At 69.4% G+C, this 15,296-nt stretch carries 13 protein-coding genes and 1 tRNA gene; 9 read left to right on the top strand and 5 right to left on the bottom strand.

The window, feature by feature from the left end; all coding sequences use genetic code 11:
* Window positions 1-17 precede the first annotated feature (17 nt).
* The 3 genes from Sri02f_RS23735 to sp36 form a co-directional block, all read right to left on the bottom strand.
* On the bottom strand, window positions 18-896 hold the full coding sequence (locus Sri02f_RS23735; protein WP_109003326.1) for an NUDIX hydrolase: 879 nt from the start codon (window positions 894-896) through the stop codon (window positions 18-20).
* Window positions 897-1,081: 185 nt separating this feature from the next.
* Complete coding sequence (locus Sri02f_RS23740; RefSeq protein WP_109003327.1) at window positions 1,082-1,546, bottom strand: RidA family protein; 465 nt, start codon at window positions 1,544-1,546, stop codon at window positions 1,082-1,084.
* The gene (sp36, locus tag Sri02f_RS23745; protein WP_020129281.1) at window positions 1,543-1,701 is read right to left on the bottom strand and encodes a Sp36 family protein; all 159 of its coding nucleotides are present in this window, start codon (window positions 1,699-1,701) and stop codon (window positions 1,543-1,545) included. Before sp36 ends, Sri02f_RS23740 begins: the two co-directional genes overlap by 4 nt.
* Window positions 1,702-1,820: 119 nt before the next feature.
* Here sp36 and bagA point away from each other — a divergent pair, with 119 nt between their 5' ends.
* Both bagA and bagB read left to right on the top strand, forming a co-directional pair.
* Window positions 1,821-2,798 (top strand): ATPase BagA, encoded by a 978-nt coding sequence (gene bagA / locus Sri02f_RS23750; RefSeq protein WP_109003328.1) that lies wholly within the window; start codon window positions 1,821-1,823, stop codon window positions 2,796-2,798.
* Window positions 2,795-4,294 carry an ATPase BagB gene (bagB, locus tag Sri02f_RS23755; RefSeq protein WP_109003329.1) on the top strand — a complete coding sequence of 500 codons (1,500 nt, stop codon included), beginning with the start codon at window positions 2,795-2,797 and terminating at the stop codon, window positions 4,292-4,294. The genes bagA and bagB overlap by 4 nt, the downstream gene beginning before the upstream one ends.
* Window positions 4,295-4,308: 14 nt before the next feature.
* Here the strand turns inward: bagB and wblA are convergent, their stop codons facing one another.
* Window positions 4,309-4,647, bottom strand: a complete 339-nt coding sequence (wblA, locus tag Sri02f_RS23760) for a transcriptional regulator WblA (protein WP_062651442.1) — start codon at window positions 4,645-4,647, stop codon at window positions 4,309-4,311.
* A gap of 407 nt (window positions 4,648-5,054) precedes the next feature.
* Between wblA and Sri02f_RS23770 the strand changes: the two genes are divergently transcribed.
* Complete coding sequence (locus Sri02f_RS23770) at window positions 5,055-7,337, top strand: transglycosylase domain-containing protein (RefSeq protein WP_109003330.1); 2,283 nt, start codon at window positions 5,055-5,057, stop codon at window positions 7,335-7,337.
* Between the two features lie 254 nt (window positions 7,338-7,591).
* Here the strand turns inward: Sri02f_RS23770 and Sri02f_RS23775 are convergent, their stop codons facing one another.
* Window positions 7,592-8,056, bottom strand: coding sequence for a GatB/YqeY domain-containing protein (locus tag Sri02f_RS23775; RefSeq protein WP_109003331.1), 465 nt, complete (start codon window positions 8,054-8,056; stop codon window positions 7,592-7,594).
* 94 nt (window positions 8,057-8,150) lie between these two features.
* On the opposite strand from Sri02f_RS23775, the gene Sri02f_RS23780 reads away from it, so the two are divergent.
* The 6 genes from Sri02f_RS23780 (at window position 8,151) to Sri02f_RS23805 (ending at window position 15,283) form a co-directional block, all read left to right on the top strand.
* On the top strand, window positions 8,151-9,077 hold the full coding sequence (locus tag Sri02f_RS23780) for a metallophosphoesterase (RefSeq protein WP_109003332.1): 927 nt from the start codon (window positions 8,151-8,153) through the stop codon (window positions 9,075-9,077).
* A 112-nt stretch (window positions 9,078-9,189) separates the two neighbouring features.
* On the top strand, window positions 9,190-9,975 hold the full coding sequence (locus Sri02f_RS23785) for a Pr6Pr family membrane protein (RefSeq protein ID WP_109003333.1): 786 nt from the start codon (window positions 9,190-9,192) through the stop codon (window positions 9,973-9,975).
* A 42-nt stretch (window positions 9,976-10,017) separates the two neighbouring features.
* A tRNA-Pro gene (locus tag Sri02f_RS23790) sits at window positions 10,018-10,091 on the top strand.
* A gap of 384 nt (window positions 10,092-10,475) precedes the next feature.
* Window positions 10,476-10,862, top strand: a complete 387-nt coding sequence (locus Sri02f_RS23795) for a hypothetical protein (protein WP_159106771.1) — start codon at window positions 10,476-10,478, stop codon at window positions 10,860-10,862.
* A gap of 237 nt (window positions 10,863-11,099) precedes the next feature.
* Window positions 11,100-11,516 (top strand): hypothetical protein, encoded by a 417-nt coding sequence (locus tag Sri02f_RS23800; protein ID WP_109003335.1) that lies wholly within the window; start codon window positions 11,100-11,102, stop codon window positions 11,514-11,516.
* Window positions 11,513-15,283: a caspase, EACC1-associated type gene (locus tag Sri02f_RS23805; protein ID WP_109003336.1), complete on the top strand. Its 3,771-nt coding sequence runs from the start codon at window positions 11,513-11,515 to the stop codon at window positions 15,281-15,283. Before Sri02f_RS23800 ends, Sri02f_RS23805 begins: the two co-directional genes overlap by 4 nt.
* The last annotated feature ends 13 nt before the right edge of the window (window positions 15,284-15,296 follow it).

Raw genomic sequence — 15,296 nt, forward strand, 5'->3', positions numbered from 1 at the left:
ACGGGCGCTCGGGGCCGTCATGCGGGGCCTTCCCCGGGGGCGGCGGCCGGGATCTGCTTGGTGAACTCGTCGTGTCCCGGCCAGGACAGCACGACCACGCCGTCCTCCAGGCGGGCCTGGGCGAGGACCGGGCTCAGGTCGCGGCCGGGGGCCGCGGCGAGCGCCTGCGCCGCCGTGGCGTACGGGACGAGCCGGCGCAGCGTCGCGATGGTGGGCGGCATCATCAGCAGCTCGCCCCGGTCGTACGAGGCCGCCGCGTCCGCCGGGCGGATCCAGACCGTGCGGTCGGCCTCCGTGGACGCGTTGCGGGTGCGCTGGCCCTCGGGGAGCGCGGCCACGAAGAACCAGGTGTCATAGCGCCGCGACTCGAACTCGGGAGTGATCCAGCGCGTCCAGGCGCCGAGGAGGTCGGAGCGCAGCACCAGACCGCGCCGGTCGAGGAACTCGGCGAAGGACAGGTCGCGGGCGGCCACCGCGGCCCGGTCGGCCTCCCAGTCGGCGCCCGTGATGTCGCTGACCACGGAGTCCGGGGTCGGGCCCGCGAGCAGGACGCCGGCCTCCTCGTACGTCTCACGCACGGCCGCGCAGACGATCGCCTGGGCCGCCGTCTCGTCGACGCCCAGGCGCTCGGCCCACCACGCGCGCGTGGGGCCCGCCCAGCGGACGTGCCGGTCGTCGTCGCGCGGGTCGACGCCGCCGCCCGGATAGGCGTACGCGCCTGCGGCGAAGGCCATGGAGGCGCGTCTGCGCAGCATGTGGACGACAGGGCCGCCGTCGGTGTCCTTGAGGAGCATGACGGTGGCCGCGCGCTTCGGGGCGACAGGAGTGAGCGTGCCGTCCGTGAGCGCGCGGATGCGTTCCGGCCAGTCCTGGGGGAACCACTGCCCATTCGCCATGGGCGCGAGGCTATCCCGTGGCGCGCGAATGTTCGAGAGGTACCCGAGGTCAGGGTACGTCCAAGGCCCCGGTGAAGTCCCGGGAGGCCCTCCTGGGGTCCTGGAGCGCCGCAGAACACCTCCGCGGTCTTCCACGGCCCAAGAGGGCCCTCGGGCCTCCACGGCCCAAGTGGACGCCCGGGACGCTACGGGAGGAGTTCCACCTGGATCTCGACCTCCACCGGCGCGTCCAGCGGCAGCACCGCGACACCCACCGCGCTGCGCGCGTGCACGCCCTTGTCGCCGAAGACCTCGCCCAGCAGTTCGCTCGCGCCGTTGAGGACGGCGGGCTGGCCGGTGAAGTCCGCGGCCGACGCCACGAAGCCGACGACCTTCACCACGCGCGCGACACGGTCCAGGTCGCCCGCGACCGACTTGACGGCGGCCAGGGCGTTCAGCGCGCAGGTACGGGCCAGCTCCTTGGCCTCCTCGGGGGTGACCTCGGCGCCGACCTTGCCGGTGACCGGCAGCTTGCCCTCCACCATGGGCAGCTGGCCGGCCGTGTACACGTACGGGCCGGACTGCACCGCGGGCTGGTAGGCGGCCAGCGGCGGCACGACCGCCGGCAGGGTGAGTCCCAGCTCGGCGAGCCTCGCCTCGACCGCGCTCACGCCTTCGCCCGCTTCAGGTACGCGACGAGCTGCTCCGGGTTGTTCGGCCCGGGCACGACCTGGACGAGCTCCCAGCCGTCCTCGCCCCAGGTGTCCAGAATCTGCTTCGTTGCGTGGACGAGCAGCGGCACGGTTGCGTATTCCCACTTGGTCATGGGGCGACTGTATCCGCTGCCGCCGGAGGGGCCGTTCCCCAGGCCATGTGGCCGATTGCCGCCCCCGTTGTCCACAGCCTCCCGGTCGCCTCGGGCGCCGACTGGTTACGCTCGAAGACGTGAGCAGGCTCCAGGTCGTCAGCGGCAAGGGCGGGACCGGCAAGACGACGGTCGCCGCGGCCCTCGCGCTCGCCCTCGCCACGGCGGGGAAGCGCACGCTCCTCGTCGAGGTGGAGGGCAGGCAGGGCATCGCACAGCTCTTCGAGACGGAGGCGTTGCCCTATGAGGAACGCAAGATCGCCGTAGCGTCGGGCGGCGGGGAGGTGTACGCCCTCGCCATCGACCCCGAACTGGCCCTCCTGGACTACCTCCAGATGTTCTACAAACTGGGGGGCGCCGGACGGGCCCTGAAGAAGCTCGGCGCCATCGACTTCGCCACCACGATCGCGCCCGGGCTGAGGGATGTGCTCCTCACCGGCAAGGCGTGCGAGGCGGTACGGCGCAAGGACAGGAACGGGCGGTTCGTGTACGACTACGTCGTCATGGACGCTCCGCCGACGGGTCGCATCACCCGCTTCCTGAACGTCAACGACGAGGTGGCGGGGCTGGCCAGGATCGGCCCGATACACAATCAGGCACAGGCCGTGATGCGGGTGCTGAAGTCGCCGGAGACGGCCGTGCACCTGGTGACGCTGCTGGAGGAGATGCCCGTCCAGGAGACCGCAGACGGCATCTCCGAGCTGCGGGCGGCGAAACTGCCGGTGGGCCGGGTCATCGTCAACATGGTGCGCCCCGAGGTGTTGGACGAGGACGGTCTGGAACTCGTACGGACCGTGACGCGTTCTTCTGTCGCCCGGTCGTTGTCCACTGCGGGGCTGGGCGGGGCGCGACGCGGCGGGCGCGCCGAGCGGCTGGTGGATCCGCTCCTCGCGCAGGCCGAGGAGTACGCGGAGCGGTACGCGCTGGAGCACGAGCAGCGCGCGGTCCTGGACGAACTGGGCCTGCCGTTGCACGAACTGCCGCTGCTCGCCGAGGGCATGGACCTCGCGGGCCTGTACCAGCTCGCCAACGAACTGCGGAAGCAGGGGATCGCATGAGTGCGGACCGGATCCACGACCAGGGAAGCGCCCCGCGCCGTCTCTCCCCCGCGCCCGTGCTGGAGCTCGACCCGCTGCTCGACGACCCGGCGACCCGCATCGTGGTCTGCTGCGGCTCGGGCGGCGTGGGCAAGACGACGACGGCGGCGGCGCTGGGGCTCAGGGCGGCCGAACGCGGCCGCAAGGTGGTCGTCCTCACCATCGACCCGGCGCGCCGGCTCGCGCAGTCCATGGGCATCGACTCGCTGGACAACACCCCGCGCCGGGTGAAGGGCGTCGAGGGGGACGGCGAGCTGCACGCGATGATGCTCGACATGAAGCGCACCTTCGACGAGATCGTCGAGGCGCACGCCGACCCGGACCGGGCCGCCGCGATCCTGGGCAACCCGTTCTACCAGTCCCTGTCGGCGGGATTCGCGGGCACGCAAGAGTACATGGCGATGGAGAAGCTGGGCCAGCTCCGCGCGCGGGACGAGTGGGATCTGATCGTCGTCGACACCCCGCCGTCCCGCTCGGCGCTGGACTTCCTGGACGCGCCCAAGCGGCTCGGGTCGTTCCTGGACGGCAAGCTGATCCGCGTCCTGCTCGCGCCGGCGAAGGTGGGCGGCCGCGCGGGGATGAAGTTCCTGAACGTCGGGATGTCGATGATGACCGGCGCGCTGGGCAAGCTGCTCGGCGGGCAGCTGCTGAAGGACGTGCAGACGTTCGTGGCGGCGATGGACTCGATGTTCGGCGGCTTCCGTACGCGCGCGGACGCCACGTACAAGCTGCTCCAGGCGCCCGGGACGGCGTTCCTGGTGGTGGCGGCTCCCGAGCGGGACGCGCTGCGGGAGGCCGCGTACTTCGTGCAGCGGCTGGCCGCCGAGGACATGCCGCTGGCCGGTCTGGTCCTCAACCGCGTCCACGGCAGCGGCGCCGCCCAGTTGTCCGCCGAGCGGGCGCTCGCCGCCGCGGAAAATCTTGAAGAGCCCGGCATTGTGGATCAGGACGGCGGGAAGGCTGGTCTTCGTAACTCTCCCGACACGCAAGGCAGTTCAGTGTCACCCGCACCTGATCCGGAGCGCGAGGCCCCCACCGACGCAGACCGGACCAGCGACGCTGACCACGCCCCCGACGCGGCCCGGACCACGGGCAGCGGCACAGCCACAGCCAAAGCCACCGCCACGACCCCGGACGCCGGCGTGGACACGACCGGGACCACGGAACCCCACGCGGACCGGGCGGCGACGACGGACGCCGACCGGACGGCGGCGTCCGAAGCGGACCGGGCCGTGGACGACCTCACCGCACGCCTGTTGAGGCTGCATGCGGAACGCATGCACCTGCTCTCCCGCGAGCAGCGCACGCGTGACCGCTTCACCGCGCTCCACCCGGAGGTGCCGGTGACCGAGGTGGCCGCACTGCCCGGAGACGTGCACGACCTGACGGGTCTGCGGGACATCGGGAACCGGCTCGCGACCGAGCGGCCGGAGCTGCCCGAGGCTGCCGACGCCTGAGCCGAGGGCTGTGCTCAGCCCACGGCCGCGTAGTTCTCGTAGATCTGGTCGTCGTCCAGCGGCAGGATGCCCGCCCCACGTTCGTACTCCGAACGCGCCGTCTCCAGGAGCCGGCGCCAGGAGGTCACCGTCGGACGCCTGCGCAGCAGTGCGCGGCGCTCGCGCTCCGTCATGCCTCCCCACACGCCGAACTCGACGCGGTTGTCGAGCGCGTCTGCCAGACATTCGGTGCGTACCGGACATCCGGTGCACACCGCCTTGGCCCTGTTCTGCGCTGCTCCCTGAACGAACAGTTCATCCGGATCGGTAGTGCGGCAGGCAGCCTGCGCACTCCAGTCGGTTACCCAGCCCATACCGGCGCCGTCCTCTCCCGAATCGAGGCTCCCCCACGGCGGCAGCGGCATATTCACCGCAGCCAGTTGAGGACGTTACGGAAGGTGGGCACAGCGCAACACCCCCTTCGGGCCCAATCTTGAATGGCCCGAACGGACTATGGGTAAGCGGCAGATCACCCGGGGGAGTGAGCCCGCGACATATGCGACGTTCCCGGCGAACGGGACAGTTCAGCTGAGTCACAACGGACGCCAAGTGACACACAAGGCGGATTTGGACACGCTCCCACCAAAAAACTCGGGGGATATCCGGAACGATTCGGGGTCGCCGGACGTATTGATACATAGCCCTGCTGCTGTGACAGTTGAGAGCAGCTTAGGCCAAGGCATTGACGCGTGTCCGGCGAATCAGAACGTAGGCTGCCCTCATGCCAAAGAAGCGCTCGGGCGGTGGTCTGTCGCCAACGCAGCAGGCCGCCAAGTTCCTCGGTGTCAGTGTGCTCGCGGGAGCGGTGCTGGCCGGTATCGCCCTGCCTGCGTTCGGCGCACTGGGCCTGGTCGCCAAGGGATCGGTGGAGTCGTTCGACGAACTCCCGGTCAACCTCAAGTCGCCGCCGCTGAGCCAGCGCACCACGATCCTCGACTCCGAGGGCGGCCAGATCGCCACGGTCTACTCCCGTGACCGCACGGTCGTCGACCTGAAGAACATCTCGCCCTTCATGCAGAAGGCGATCGTCGCGATCGAGGACTCACGCTTCTACGAGCACGGCGCGGTCGACCTGAAGGGCGTCCTGCGCGCGCTCAACAAGAACGTGCAGAGCAGCGGGGTCGCCCAGGGCGCCTCCACGCTCACCCAGCAGCTGGTGAAGAACGTCGCCATCGAAGAGGCCGGCGACGACCCGACGAAGGTCGCCCAGGCCACGCAGCAGACCATCGGCCGCAAGATCAAGGAACTGAAGTACGCGATCCAGCTCGAGGAAGAGCTCAGCAAGAAGAAGATCCTCGAGAACTACCTGAACATCACGTTCTTCGGTGAGCAGGCCTACGGCGTCGAGGCCGCCTCGCAGCGCTACTTCTCCACGCACGCCAAGTCCCTCACCCTGCCGCAGGCGGCCCTGCTGGCCGGCATCGTCCAGTCGCCCAGCCGCTACGACCCGGTCAACGACGAGGCCGAGGCCACCAAGCGCCGTAACACCGTGCTGGCGCGCATGGCCGAGGTCGGCGACATCTCCGAGGCCGAGGCGGCCGTGGCGCAGAAGGCTCCGCTGGGCCTGAACGTCAAGAAGCCGAAGAACGGCTGCATCACCGCCGTCCAGGGCGCGAGCTTCTTCTGCAAGTACGTGGAGCGCGTCTTCCTCAGCGACCCGGTCTTCGGCAAGACCAAGGAGCAGCGGGCGAAGATCTGGAACCAGGGCGGCCTGACCGTCCGCACCACGCTCGAACCGCAGGCCCAGAAGTCCGTCCAGTCCTCGCTCAAGGACCACGTCTACAAGTCGGACAAGGTCGCGGGGGCCGCCACGCTCGTCGAGCCCGGCACCGGCAAGATCCTCGGGATGGGCCAGTCGAAGCCCTACGGCTACGGCAAGAACGAGACCGAGTACAACTACTCGGTCGGCTCCTCCATGGGCGGCTCGAACTTCGGGTTCCCGACCGGATCGACCTTCAAGCCGTTCGTGGCCGCGGCCGCGCTGGAGGAGGGCCGGCCGCCGAACCAGGAGTACTCGTCGCCGTACCAGATGCCGTACCCGAGCCCGGTGCAGACCTGCGGCAGCAAGCCGTGGGTCAACACGAACGGCGAGAAGCTGGAGAACGAGAGCGAGTCGGAGAAGGGCCCCTTCCAGCTGAGGAAGGCCATGGAGCTCTCGGTCAACACCTACTTCGTGCAGATGATCTCCGACATCGGTCTGTGCCCCGTGGTGAAGATGACCGACGCGCTGCACGTCGTGCAGGGCAACGGCGACAAGCTGCCCGAGGTGCCCGCGATCGCCCTCGGCTCCAAGGGCATCTCCCCGCTGACGATGGCCACCGCCTACGCCGCCTTCGCCTCGCGCGGCATGTACTGCACCCCGATCGCCATCGAGTCGATCACCCAGAAGATCGGCGACCAGAAGAAGTCGCTGGAGGTCCCGAAGTCCACCTGCTCCCGGGCCATGTCCGAGAAGACCGCGGACACCGTCAACACCCTGCTGAGCGGCGTGGTCGACTCCGGCACCGGCAAGCAGGCCGGCCTGGACGGCCGCGACAACGCCGGTAAGACGGGTACGACGGACTCCCGCAAGAACGCGTGGTTCGTCGGCTACACCCCGAAGCTCTCCGGCGCCGTCTGGGTCGGCAGCGCCACCCAGAAGGTCGAGATGACCAACATCTGGATCGGCGGCCACTTCCACGACCAGGTCTACGGCGGCGACACCCCCGGCCCGATCTGGCGCGACGCGATGACCGGCGCCCTGGAGGGCAAGGACTCCGGCCAGTTCAACATGGTCAGCATCCCGAACCCGCCCGACAAGAACCGCGACAAGGGCAACGGCGACGGGAACGCCAACGGCGGCGCCAACCAGGACGACGGCGGCAACGGAGACCACGGCGGCTTCCTCACCGGCCTGCTCACCAACGGCGGAAACAGCAACGGCGGCAACTCGACCGCCGGCGACGGGGGCGGGTTCTTCCAGGGCCAGAGCAACGGCAACGGAAACGGCGGCCGACGCGGCTGACCCCGCCGAGGCCGAATGCCGGTGCCGGTGCCGGTGACGGTGACGACAGGTACGACGAACGGTCCCTGCCCCCTCTCGAAAGGGGAGTCAGGGACCGTTCGTCGTACCTGTCGGCTTATGCGACGCGAGGCCGCGGGCCGGGCGAGCCCAGGGAGCCGGGCGAGGCCCGATAGCCGGGCGAGGCCGGGGAGCCGGAGGGACAGGCGGGGGGGGGACAGACGGTGCCCGGCGGCCAGCGGCGGGTAGCTGCGGAGTCAGCCCGCGAGGTGCTTCTTGACGACGGCGGCGACCCGGCCGCCCTCCGCGAGACCGGCCACCTTGGGGTTCACGATCTTCATGACGGCGCCCATGGCGCGCGGCCCCTCGGCGCCGCCCGCCTTCGCCTCCGAGACGGCCTGGGCGACGATGTTCTCCAGCTCCTCGTCGCTGAGCTGCTTGGGCAGGTACGTGGCGAGGAGCTCGCCCTCCGCCTTCTCCCGCTCGGCCGACTCGGGGCGACCACCCTGCGCGAAGGCGTCCGCGGCCTCGCGCCGCTTCTTCGCCTCCTTGGTGATCACCTTCAGGACCTCGTCGTCGGAGAGCTCGCGCTTCTCCTTGCCCGCGACCTCTTCCTTGGTGATCGCGGCGAGCGTCAGCCGCAGGGTCGAGGAGCGCAGCTCGTCGCGCTCCTTGATCGCGGCGTTGAGGTCTTCGTGCAGCTTCGACTTGAGCGTGGTCATGGGTCTGATTGTCGCAGGTGCGGACGTCCCCACGCCCGCCGATTTAAGGGGCGGCGAGGCAAAGGGTGTTGGCGGCGTCTGACACGATGGACGTATGCGCGCGCGATACGGAGTACCTCTGTCCATTGCTGCGGCCGGCGCCGCCGGCCTGGCGTACGCGGCGGGTATCGAAACCCGCTCCTTCCGCCTCCGACGGGTCACCGTCCCCGTCCTGCCCGCCGGGATGCGTCCTCTGCGTGTGCTGCAGGTCTCCGACATCCACATGGTGGGCGGTCAGCGCAAGAAGCAGCGCTGGCTGCGCTCGCTGGCCGGTCTGCGGCCCGACTTCGTGATCAACACGGGCGACAACCTGTCCGACCCCGAGGGCGTCCCGGAGACCCTGGACGCGCTGGGCCCCCTGATGGAGTTCCCGGGCGCGTACGTCTTCGGCTCGAACGACTACTACGGCCCCAAGCTGCGCAATCCCGCCCGCTATCTCCTCGAGAAGACCCAGGGCCGCCACGGCCTGAACGGCAACCCGCCCGCGACGAACGTCGTCCACAACCCGTGGGAGGACCTGCGGGACGGTTTCGACGCGGCGGGCTGGCTGAACCTGACGAACACCCGGGGCGTGCTGAAGATCGAGGGCGCTTCGGTGGAGCTCACGGGCCTGGACGACCCGCACATCAAGCGCGACCGCTACACCCGCGTGGCCGGCGGCCCGTCGGCGACGGCCGACGTCTCGTTGGGCGTGGTGCACGCCCCGTACCTGCGGGCCCTGGACCCCTTCACCGCGGACGGCTACCCCCTCATCCTGGCCGGCCACACCCACGGCGGCCAGGTGTGCATCCCCTTCTACGGAGCCCTGGTCACCAACTGCGACCTGGACACCGACCGGGTGAAGGGCCTGTCGACGCACACGGCCGAGGGCCGCACCTCCTACCTGCACGTCTCAGCGGGCTGCGGCGCGAGCCGCTACACCCCGATCAGGTTCGCCTGCCCGCCGGAGGTGACGTTGCTCACGTTGGTGGAGAAGCAGTAGACGTTGGTGGAGAAGCAGTAGGAGCAGGGCGGCACCGAGGCCCCAGGGTGGGGTATCCCTCGAACAGCCCACCCGTATCGCCCGTTTCGTCACCCTTGTCTAGCGTGAGGGCATGACCGCGCCGATACCCAGGGACATCCCGGATCTGCCTAGGATTCCGCGGACCCACGCGCTCCTGCTCTCCTCCGTCCCCGCCTCGGCGGTGGTGACCCCCGTGCGCCGCCCACTGGCCGCCGTCCTGCGCCTGCTGCTGGCCGGCACGGCGGCGGCCGGCGTGACCCTCGCCTTCCTCCTCGGCAGCCCGCTGCGGATCCTGAGCCACTTCGCCATCCAGAGCAACATCCTGCTGGCCCTGGTCGCGCTGCTGTCCGCCCGCCGCGCATGGACCGCCCGCCGACCGCTCCCCGCGGCCCTGACGGGGGCCGCACTGCTCTACGTCGTGATCACCGGCCTCGTGTACCACCTGCTGCTGGCCGACGCGTCCGTCCCCTTCTCGGTGACCGGCGCCAACACCGCCCCCACGGGCTGGCATGCGGTCGCCGGCCACCTCCTCCACACGGTGACGCCGGTGGCCGCCGTCCTGGACTGGCTGCTCCTGACGGCCCCGGGTCGCATGCGCCTGCGCCGCGCCGCGACATGGATGCTCTATCCGGTCGTCTATCTGGCCTTCACCCTGGCCCGCGCCCAGGTCATCGCCGCCGGCACGCCGGGCCGCTATCTCTACCCGTTCCTCGACGCCGAGGCCCACGGCTACCGGCACACCTTGGCCAACGCCCTCCTGCTCGGCCTCGCCTTCTACGCCCTCGCGGTCGTCCTCGTAGCCCTCGACCACACCCGCCCGAACCCGATCACTCACCGCGCCAAAACCGGATTTCGTCTCCGGCCACCCGTGGGCTAAAGTAAACGACGTCGCCGCGACAAGCAGGACAAGCAGCGACATCGGGGTGTAGCGCAGCTTGGCAGCGCGCTTCGTTCGGGACGAAGAGGTCGTGGGTTCAAATCCCGCCACCCCGACAGCCGAAACACCAGGTCAGGCCCGGTGCTGAGAGATCAGCACCGGGCCTGATTTGCTGTGCGGGGCCGTTTTGGGAGCCGTTTGGGAGCCGACTTCAGGAACTGGCTCCCCGACGACTCCTAGCAAGTCGCGTTCCGCTCGAGATGGACGTGCGCTGTGTGCACTCCGCCCAGACACCCCCATGGCTTGTGCCGAGGAAACGGCAGGCGGTACGACGATCGCTATGCACCGATGACCTCCGTTGAACGAGCTTCGCTCCCGTTACGCGAGGGCCGATGGCTGCTATCGCCCGTGAGTCCGCTCCGGCGCTGGGCCACACTGACACTTCGCCTACCAAGTACCGGTCCTCGATGCTCGCCGAGGGGTCCGGTAGATGTGTGCGCGTGACTGACTCCACGCCCGAGGATGGCGAGCCCACCTCCTTCGCCGAGAAGACGAAGAACCTGTTCAGGAAGCACAGGGGGAAGATCCTCGCCGTCGGCGGCACTGTCGGCAGCGTGGCTCTGATCGCCGTTGTCGCGATCGCCAGGAACGCCATGGAACCGAGCGTCCCCGAGGACACCGAGGATCAGGAGCAGACCTCCGCCACTGAAGCCACGGGCGAGCCTCGGCAGTCGCCCACCCCCCACCTACGGAAGCTCGCCGAGGGCCAGAACGCCAGCGAGGAAAAGAGGGCGCAGTACAAGGCGGAGACAGGGGCCGACCTCGCACCCGGTACTACTTGGGTCCACCCCCCAAAGGACGAAGACCCAGGCGAAGCCGCAGCCTGAGCACCGAGGCGAAGGGCGCCGCGGCCTCTCACTCCTGAGCAGCGCCGACGGGATGCTGGCAGAACGTCTCTCCCGCCTCGATGCCAGCGATCGCCAGGGCAGACGCCGCTCCCCCAAAGCGCGGAGGTGGCCGGATGCCGCTCCTCCCCTCGCCCTCGGCTGTCACCAGCGAACGTCCTCGTGCCAAAGTCGCTGAACGGACCGGACAAGCAAATAGGCGAACGCGAGGAGCAGCACATGCGTGACGGGGGACCGCAGTGGACACTCACCGTGCTCACAGGCGGGGACACACTCCGGCAGGAGCGCCTCACCCGGGATCTGCACGACAACCTGGAGAGGGCAGACGGTCTCGTCGTCGGCTTTCATGACGCCGAAGGGTGCGCCGAACCGGGCCGTAAGGGTACGGGCGTGGGCGAGGTGGCTCTCTGGGCCACTACCACTGCCGCTGTCGTTCGCCCGGCGTCCCAGGTCCTGATCACCCTGATCAAGGAGTGGTGCGCCAAGGAACGACACCGCAAGGTCGTGGTCACCATCGCGGGCGACTCCGTCGAGATCACCGGACGTCCTGACGCCGCACAGGAACGCATGGTCCGCGAATTCCAGGACCGTATTTCCGGCGACGCCGGCCTCGGACCGGATGACAACGCGGCGTGACCCGCCTCCATAAGCGCCGGGCTCTTCTGATCGGCAACGAGCACTACGACGACGGCCGCTTCTCGCCACTCGCCTCCGTCCGAGCGGACGTATGGGGACTCGCCCAGGTCCTGCAGCACCGCAACATCGGCAACTTCGTCTCCGTCCAGACAGAATCCGATCTCACCGCAGACGACATGCGGGCGGTCATCGGCGAGTTCCTTCAGGATCGCGACGACGACGAGCTCGCACTCGTGTACGTCTCCGGGCATGGTGTTCGCACGGTGCGTGACGGCGGCGAGTTCCACTTCGTCGCCAAGGACACTGACTACGACAGAGTGGCCGCGACCGGTGTCAGTGCCGGGTTCCTAAATGATTCGCTGGAAGAGTGCGTCGCACCGCAGAAGATCGTGATGATCGACTGCTGTCGCAGTGGCGGGTTCGCCATAGGGCTGCGTACGTCGGACCGACGGCCTGACAGCTCCGTGGCGAAATCCGGCGAGCAGCCCCCGCTGACCAGCAGGGGTGTGTACGTCCTGTCGTCCTCACGGGCCGGGGAAGACTCGTTTACCGACGCGGGCGGCGGCGATGACGTGAAGCCGTCGGCGTTCACCGGTGAGGTCATCGAGGCGCTGCGCACGGGGAAGGTCAGCAAGGACGGCGGCCGTGAAGTACAGGTCAGCGACCTGTTCCACTATGTGAACCGGCGCATGCGTGCCCAGGACGGTGGCCGTCAGGTGCCAGTGCAGTCCGCGCTCGGCGTCGACGACCGAATCGTCATCGCGGACAGTCCATTCGGCCGGGCCCCCATCCTCGATCCCCTGAGTCCGCGGCCCCGCCCCGGCGCCGAGGAGCCGGCACAGTCACACACCCCGAAGTCCGCTCATACGCAGCCCACTTGGGCCGGCCTGCTGGACTACTACCGCGAGTGCGTTCTGGCCGAAGGCGCGGAGACGCCTCTGATGGAGGTGGGCCACCAGAACACTTCGTACGTATGCCTGGACGGCGCGGAGAGGTTCATCTCCGGCGACGTGGACGACGACGGATGCACCGCGCTCCCCGAAGAAGCGGCCTCGCTGGTGGATTCGGCAGCCGAGGAGGATGCGGAGCTCTGGGCGGGCTACCCGGCCGTGGTCCTCACCGGGCCGCGCTCCGGACGCCCCTGGCGGCACCCAAGGTTCGCGCCGCTTCTGGTGCGCCGTGTCGAGATCGTCCGAGGCGAGGACGAGGGGGAAGTGAGGCTGAAGCCGTACGGTCCGGTCCAGCCGCATCCTCAGCTGGCTCTCGACTGGCTCGGCGAGGAGGAGGCCACCCAGCTCATCGACACGTTCCAGCCGTCTTGGCATCGAGGGCAGCACGACCGTATGGCGTTGGAGGTACGCAACCTCCTTACGCAGGAATTCGAGCTGCCGTGCGTGCAGGAGCTCCAGCCCGACCAACTCGCCGACCGCATCGACGTCCGTACCCCTGGCCACGGCGCCCGCAACACCGCGGTCCTCTTCTCGGCGCGCCCCCAGACAGGCTTCACCAAGCGCCTGCTCAACGACTTTGCCGACATCGCCAAGCAGACCGACCAGATCGAGAAGACCGCCCTCGGGGCCCTCGCGCCCGAAGCCTCGCAGCGTGACCGAGCCCTCAGCCACGCGGAACCCGAACCGGCGCGCCTCGTGACGCCACTGCCCTGCAACGAGGCGCAGACCGCGGTACTCCAGTCCGCCATGACCCGCCGGCTCACGGTGGCCACCGGGCCGCCCGGCACCGGCAAGAGTCAGTTGGTCGCCAATCTCGTCGCCACCGCGATCTCCGCCGGTCAGACCGTACTGGTCGCGTCCACCAACAACGAAGCCGTGGACGAGGTCTGGCGCCGCTGCGACACACTGGTGCCCGGCAGCATCGTACGGACAGGTTCGGCGCGGAAAAACGCCAAGAGCAACGCAGAGCACGAGGCCGCCGCGCTGCACGCACTGCGCACCGGCCCGGAGCCGTCGTCCACCGTGGCCACGGCGTTCATGGAGGCCACCTTGGCCGCCGACCGTCTGACAGAAGTACGGCGGGACCTGGCGCACATCGCGGAGACGGAACTGCGGCTCCGCCGGGCAGGCGAGGCCCGCGACCACCACGCGGAACAGCTCGGGATCGCTGTCGCCGAACTCCAGGACCTACTCGATCGTTTGCCCCGGCCGAGAGAGCTGGAGGACAAGGCGCGCCGCCTCTCCCGCGCGCGCTTCCTCGGGTCGTGGCGCCGGGCCCGGTTCCTGCGCGGGACGGGTCTGGATAGGTACGACGGCGATTCCGCCGCGGGCTGCCTCGCGCTCGCTGGCTTCGCTGCGGCCGAGACGGAATGGCGTGATGATCGCGAGCACGCAGCCTCCGTGGACGACACAGCCCTTGCGGGCTCACTGCGCGACGCAGAGACCAGCGTTCAGGACGCTTCACGCGTTCTCCTCGCCACCAAGGTGCAAGCCGCCGCTTGGGCTGGGCGCCGTCGAATCCTCGATCTACTGACCGCCCAGGACGGCAGTCGCAGCGACTGGCCGCAGATGCGGAGGGTTCTGGGCCGCTCAGACGGCTCGCCGGATACGCCCGCAGTGGCCGGATGGGCCGTCACCAGCCTCTCCGCCCGGCGTTTCCCTCTGGGCCCGGCTCTGTTCGATCTCGTCGTCATCGACGAGGCCAGCCAGTGCGCGATCCCGCATGTCCTGCCGCTGCTCTTCCGCGCGCGGCGCGCTCTCGTCATCGGCGACCCCATGCAGCTCACGCACATCACGAAGACCAGCCCACACCGCGAGGCGCTCATTCGCCGCGGGAACGGGCTGCGGTCCGAATGGCTTGAGAAGCACCACCTTGCCTACCGACGCCACTCCGCCTTCCACGCCGCCGAACGCTCCGCGGGCGGCACGTTGCTTCTCGACGAACATTTCCGCTGCCACCCGCACATCGCCGCAATCTCCAACGACCTCTTCTACGATGGCGGACTGACCGTCCTCACCGACACCCGTGGCCGCCCCGCTCTGCCGCGTCCCGCCGTCATCTGGACAAACGTGCCCGGACGGGCCACCCGCCCCCCGCTGGGTGGCTCCTGGGTCAACGAAGACGAGATCCAAAAAGCGCACGCCAGCATCAACTACCTGCTGGAACAGCTGCCACCCGAAGCGTCCGTCGGCGTCGTCACTCCCTTCGCGCCGCAAGCCGAAGCGCTGCGGAGGCGGTTGCAACCGTACGACGAGGAGCGTCTGCGCATCGGTACGGTACACACTTTCCAGGGCGGCGAACGCGATGTCATGGTGTTCACCCTCGTCGCCGGGGACGGCATGCACCCCGGTGCCGTCGAATGGGTCGGCGGACAGCTGAACCTTTGGAACGTCGCCGTCACCCGCGCGCGAAGTCACCTCATCGTGGTGGGAGACAAGGAGCGCTGGCGGAAACGGGGAGGCGTGGCCGCCGCGCTGCTGGAGGCCGCGGAGCGCGACGGCGTACCCCCGCGCGACAGCAGCGAAGACGTGCTGCTCAAACGCCTGTACCAGGTTCTCTCCCGCGAGGCGGGAGTCACTGTCACGCTGGGCGAGACCGTTCATGGGCATCCGACGGACGCTCTGGTGGGAGGCGTCGACGGCACCGCCCCTAGAGCTGTACTGCTCGACAGAGGAGTCGAAGAGGGTGCCGACGCGGCACGTCACCTCCGGCTCATGCTGCACCGTCGGAACCTGCTGGGCAGTGGGGACGGTGCAGTCGAGGCCGCTCGATGGCCGGCCTGGAGGCTGTACGACATGGACGAGCAGCGAGGGTGAGCTCAGGCCCCGC

The organism is Streptomyces rishiriensis (assembly GCF_003112535.1).
Taxonomy (GTDB): domain Bacteria; phylum Actinomycetota; class Actinomycetes; order Streptomycetales; family Streptomycetaceae; genus Streptomyces; species Streptomyces rishiriensis.

Coding starts and splice junctions, on each gene's coding strand:
- Sri02f_RS23770 (WP_109003330.1), top strand. CDS start 5,055: ATGCCAAAGAAGCGCTCGGGCGGTGGTCTGTCGCCAACGCAGCAGGCC.
- Sri02f_RS23800 (WP_109003335.1), top strand. CDS start 11,100: ATGCGTGACGGGGGACCGCAGTGGACACTCACCGTGCTCACAGGCGGG.
- Sri02f_RS23780 (WP_109003332.1), top strand. CDS start 8,151: ATGCGCGCGCGATACGGAGTACCTCTGTCCATTGCTGCGGCCGGCGCC.
- Sri02f_RS23785 (WP_109003333.1), top strand. CDS start 9,190: ATGACCGCGCCGATACCCAGGGACATCCCGGATCTGCCTAGGATTCCG.
- bagB (WP_109003329.1), top strand. CDS start 2,795: ATGAGTGCGGACCGGATCCACGACCAGGGAAGCGCCCCGCGCCGTCTC.
- wblA (WP_062651442.1), bottom strand. CDS start 4,647: ATGGGCTGGGTAACCGACTGGAGTGCGCAGGCTGCCTGCCGCACTACC.
- Sri02f_RS23775 (WP_109003331.1), bottom strand. CDS start 8,056: ATGACCACGCTCAAGTCGAAGCTGCACGAAGACCTCAACGCCGCGATC.
- Sri02f_RS23735 (WP_109003326.1), bottom strand. CDS start 896: ATGGCGAATGGGCAGTGGTTCCCCCAGGACTGGCCGGAACGCATCCGC.
- sp36 (WP_020129281.1), bottom strand. CDS start 1,701: ATGACCAAGTGGGAATACGCAACCGTGCCGCTGCTCGTCCACGCAACG.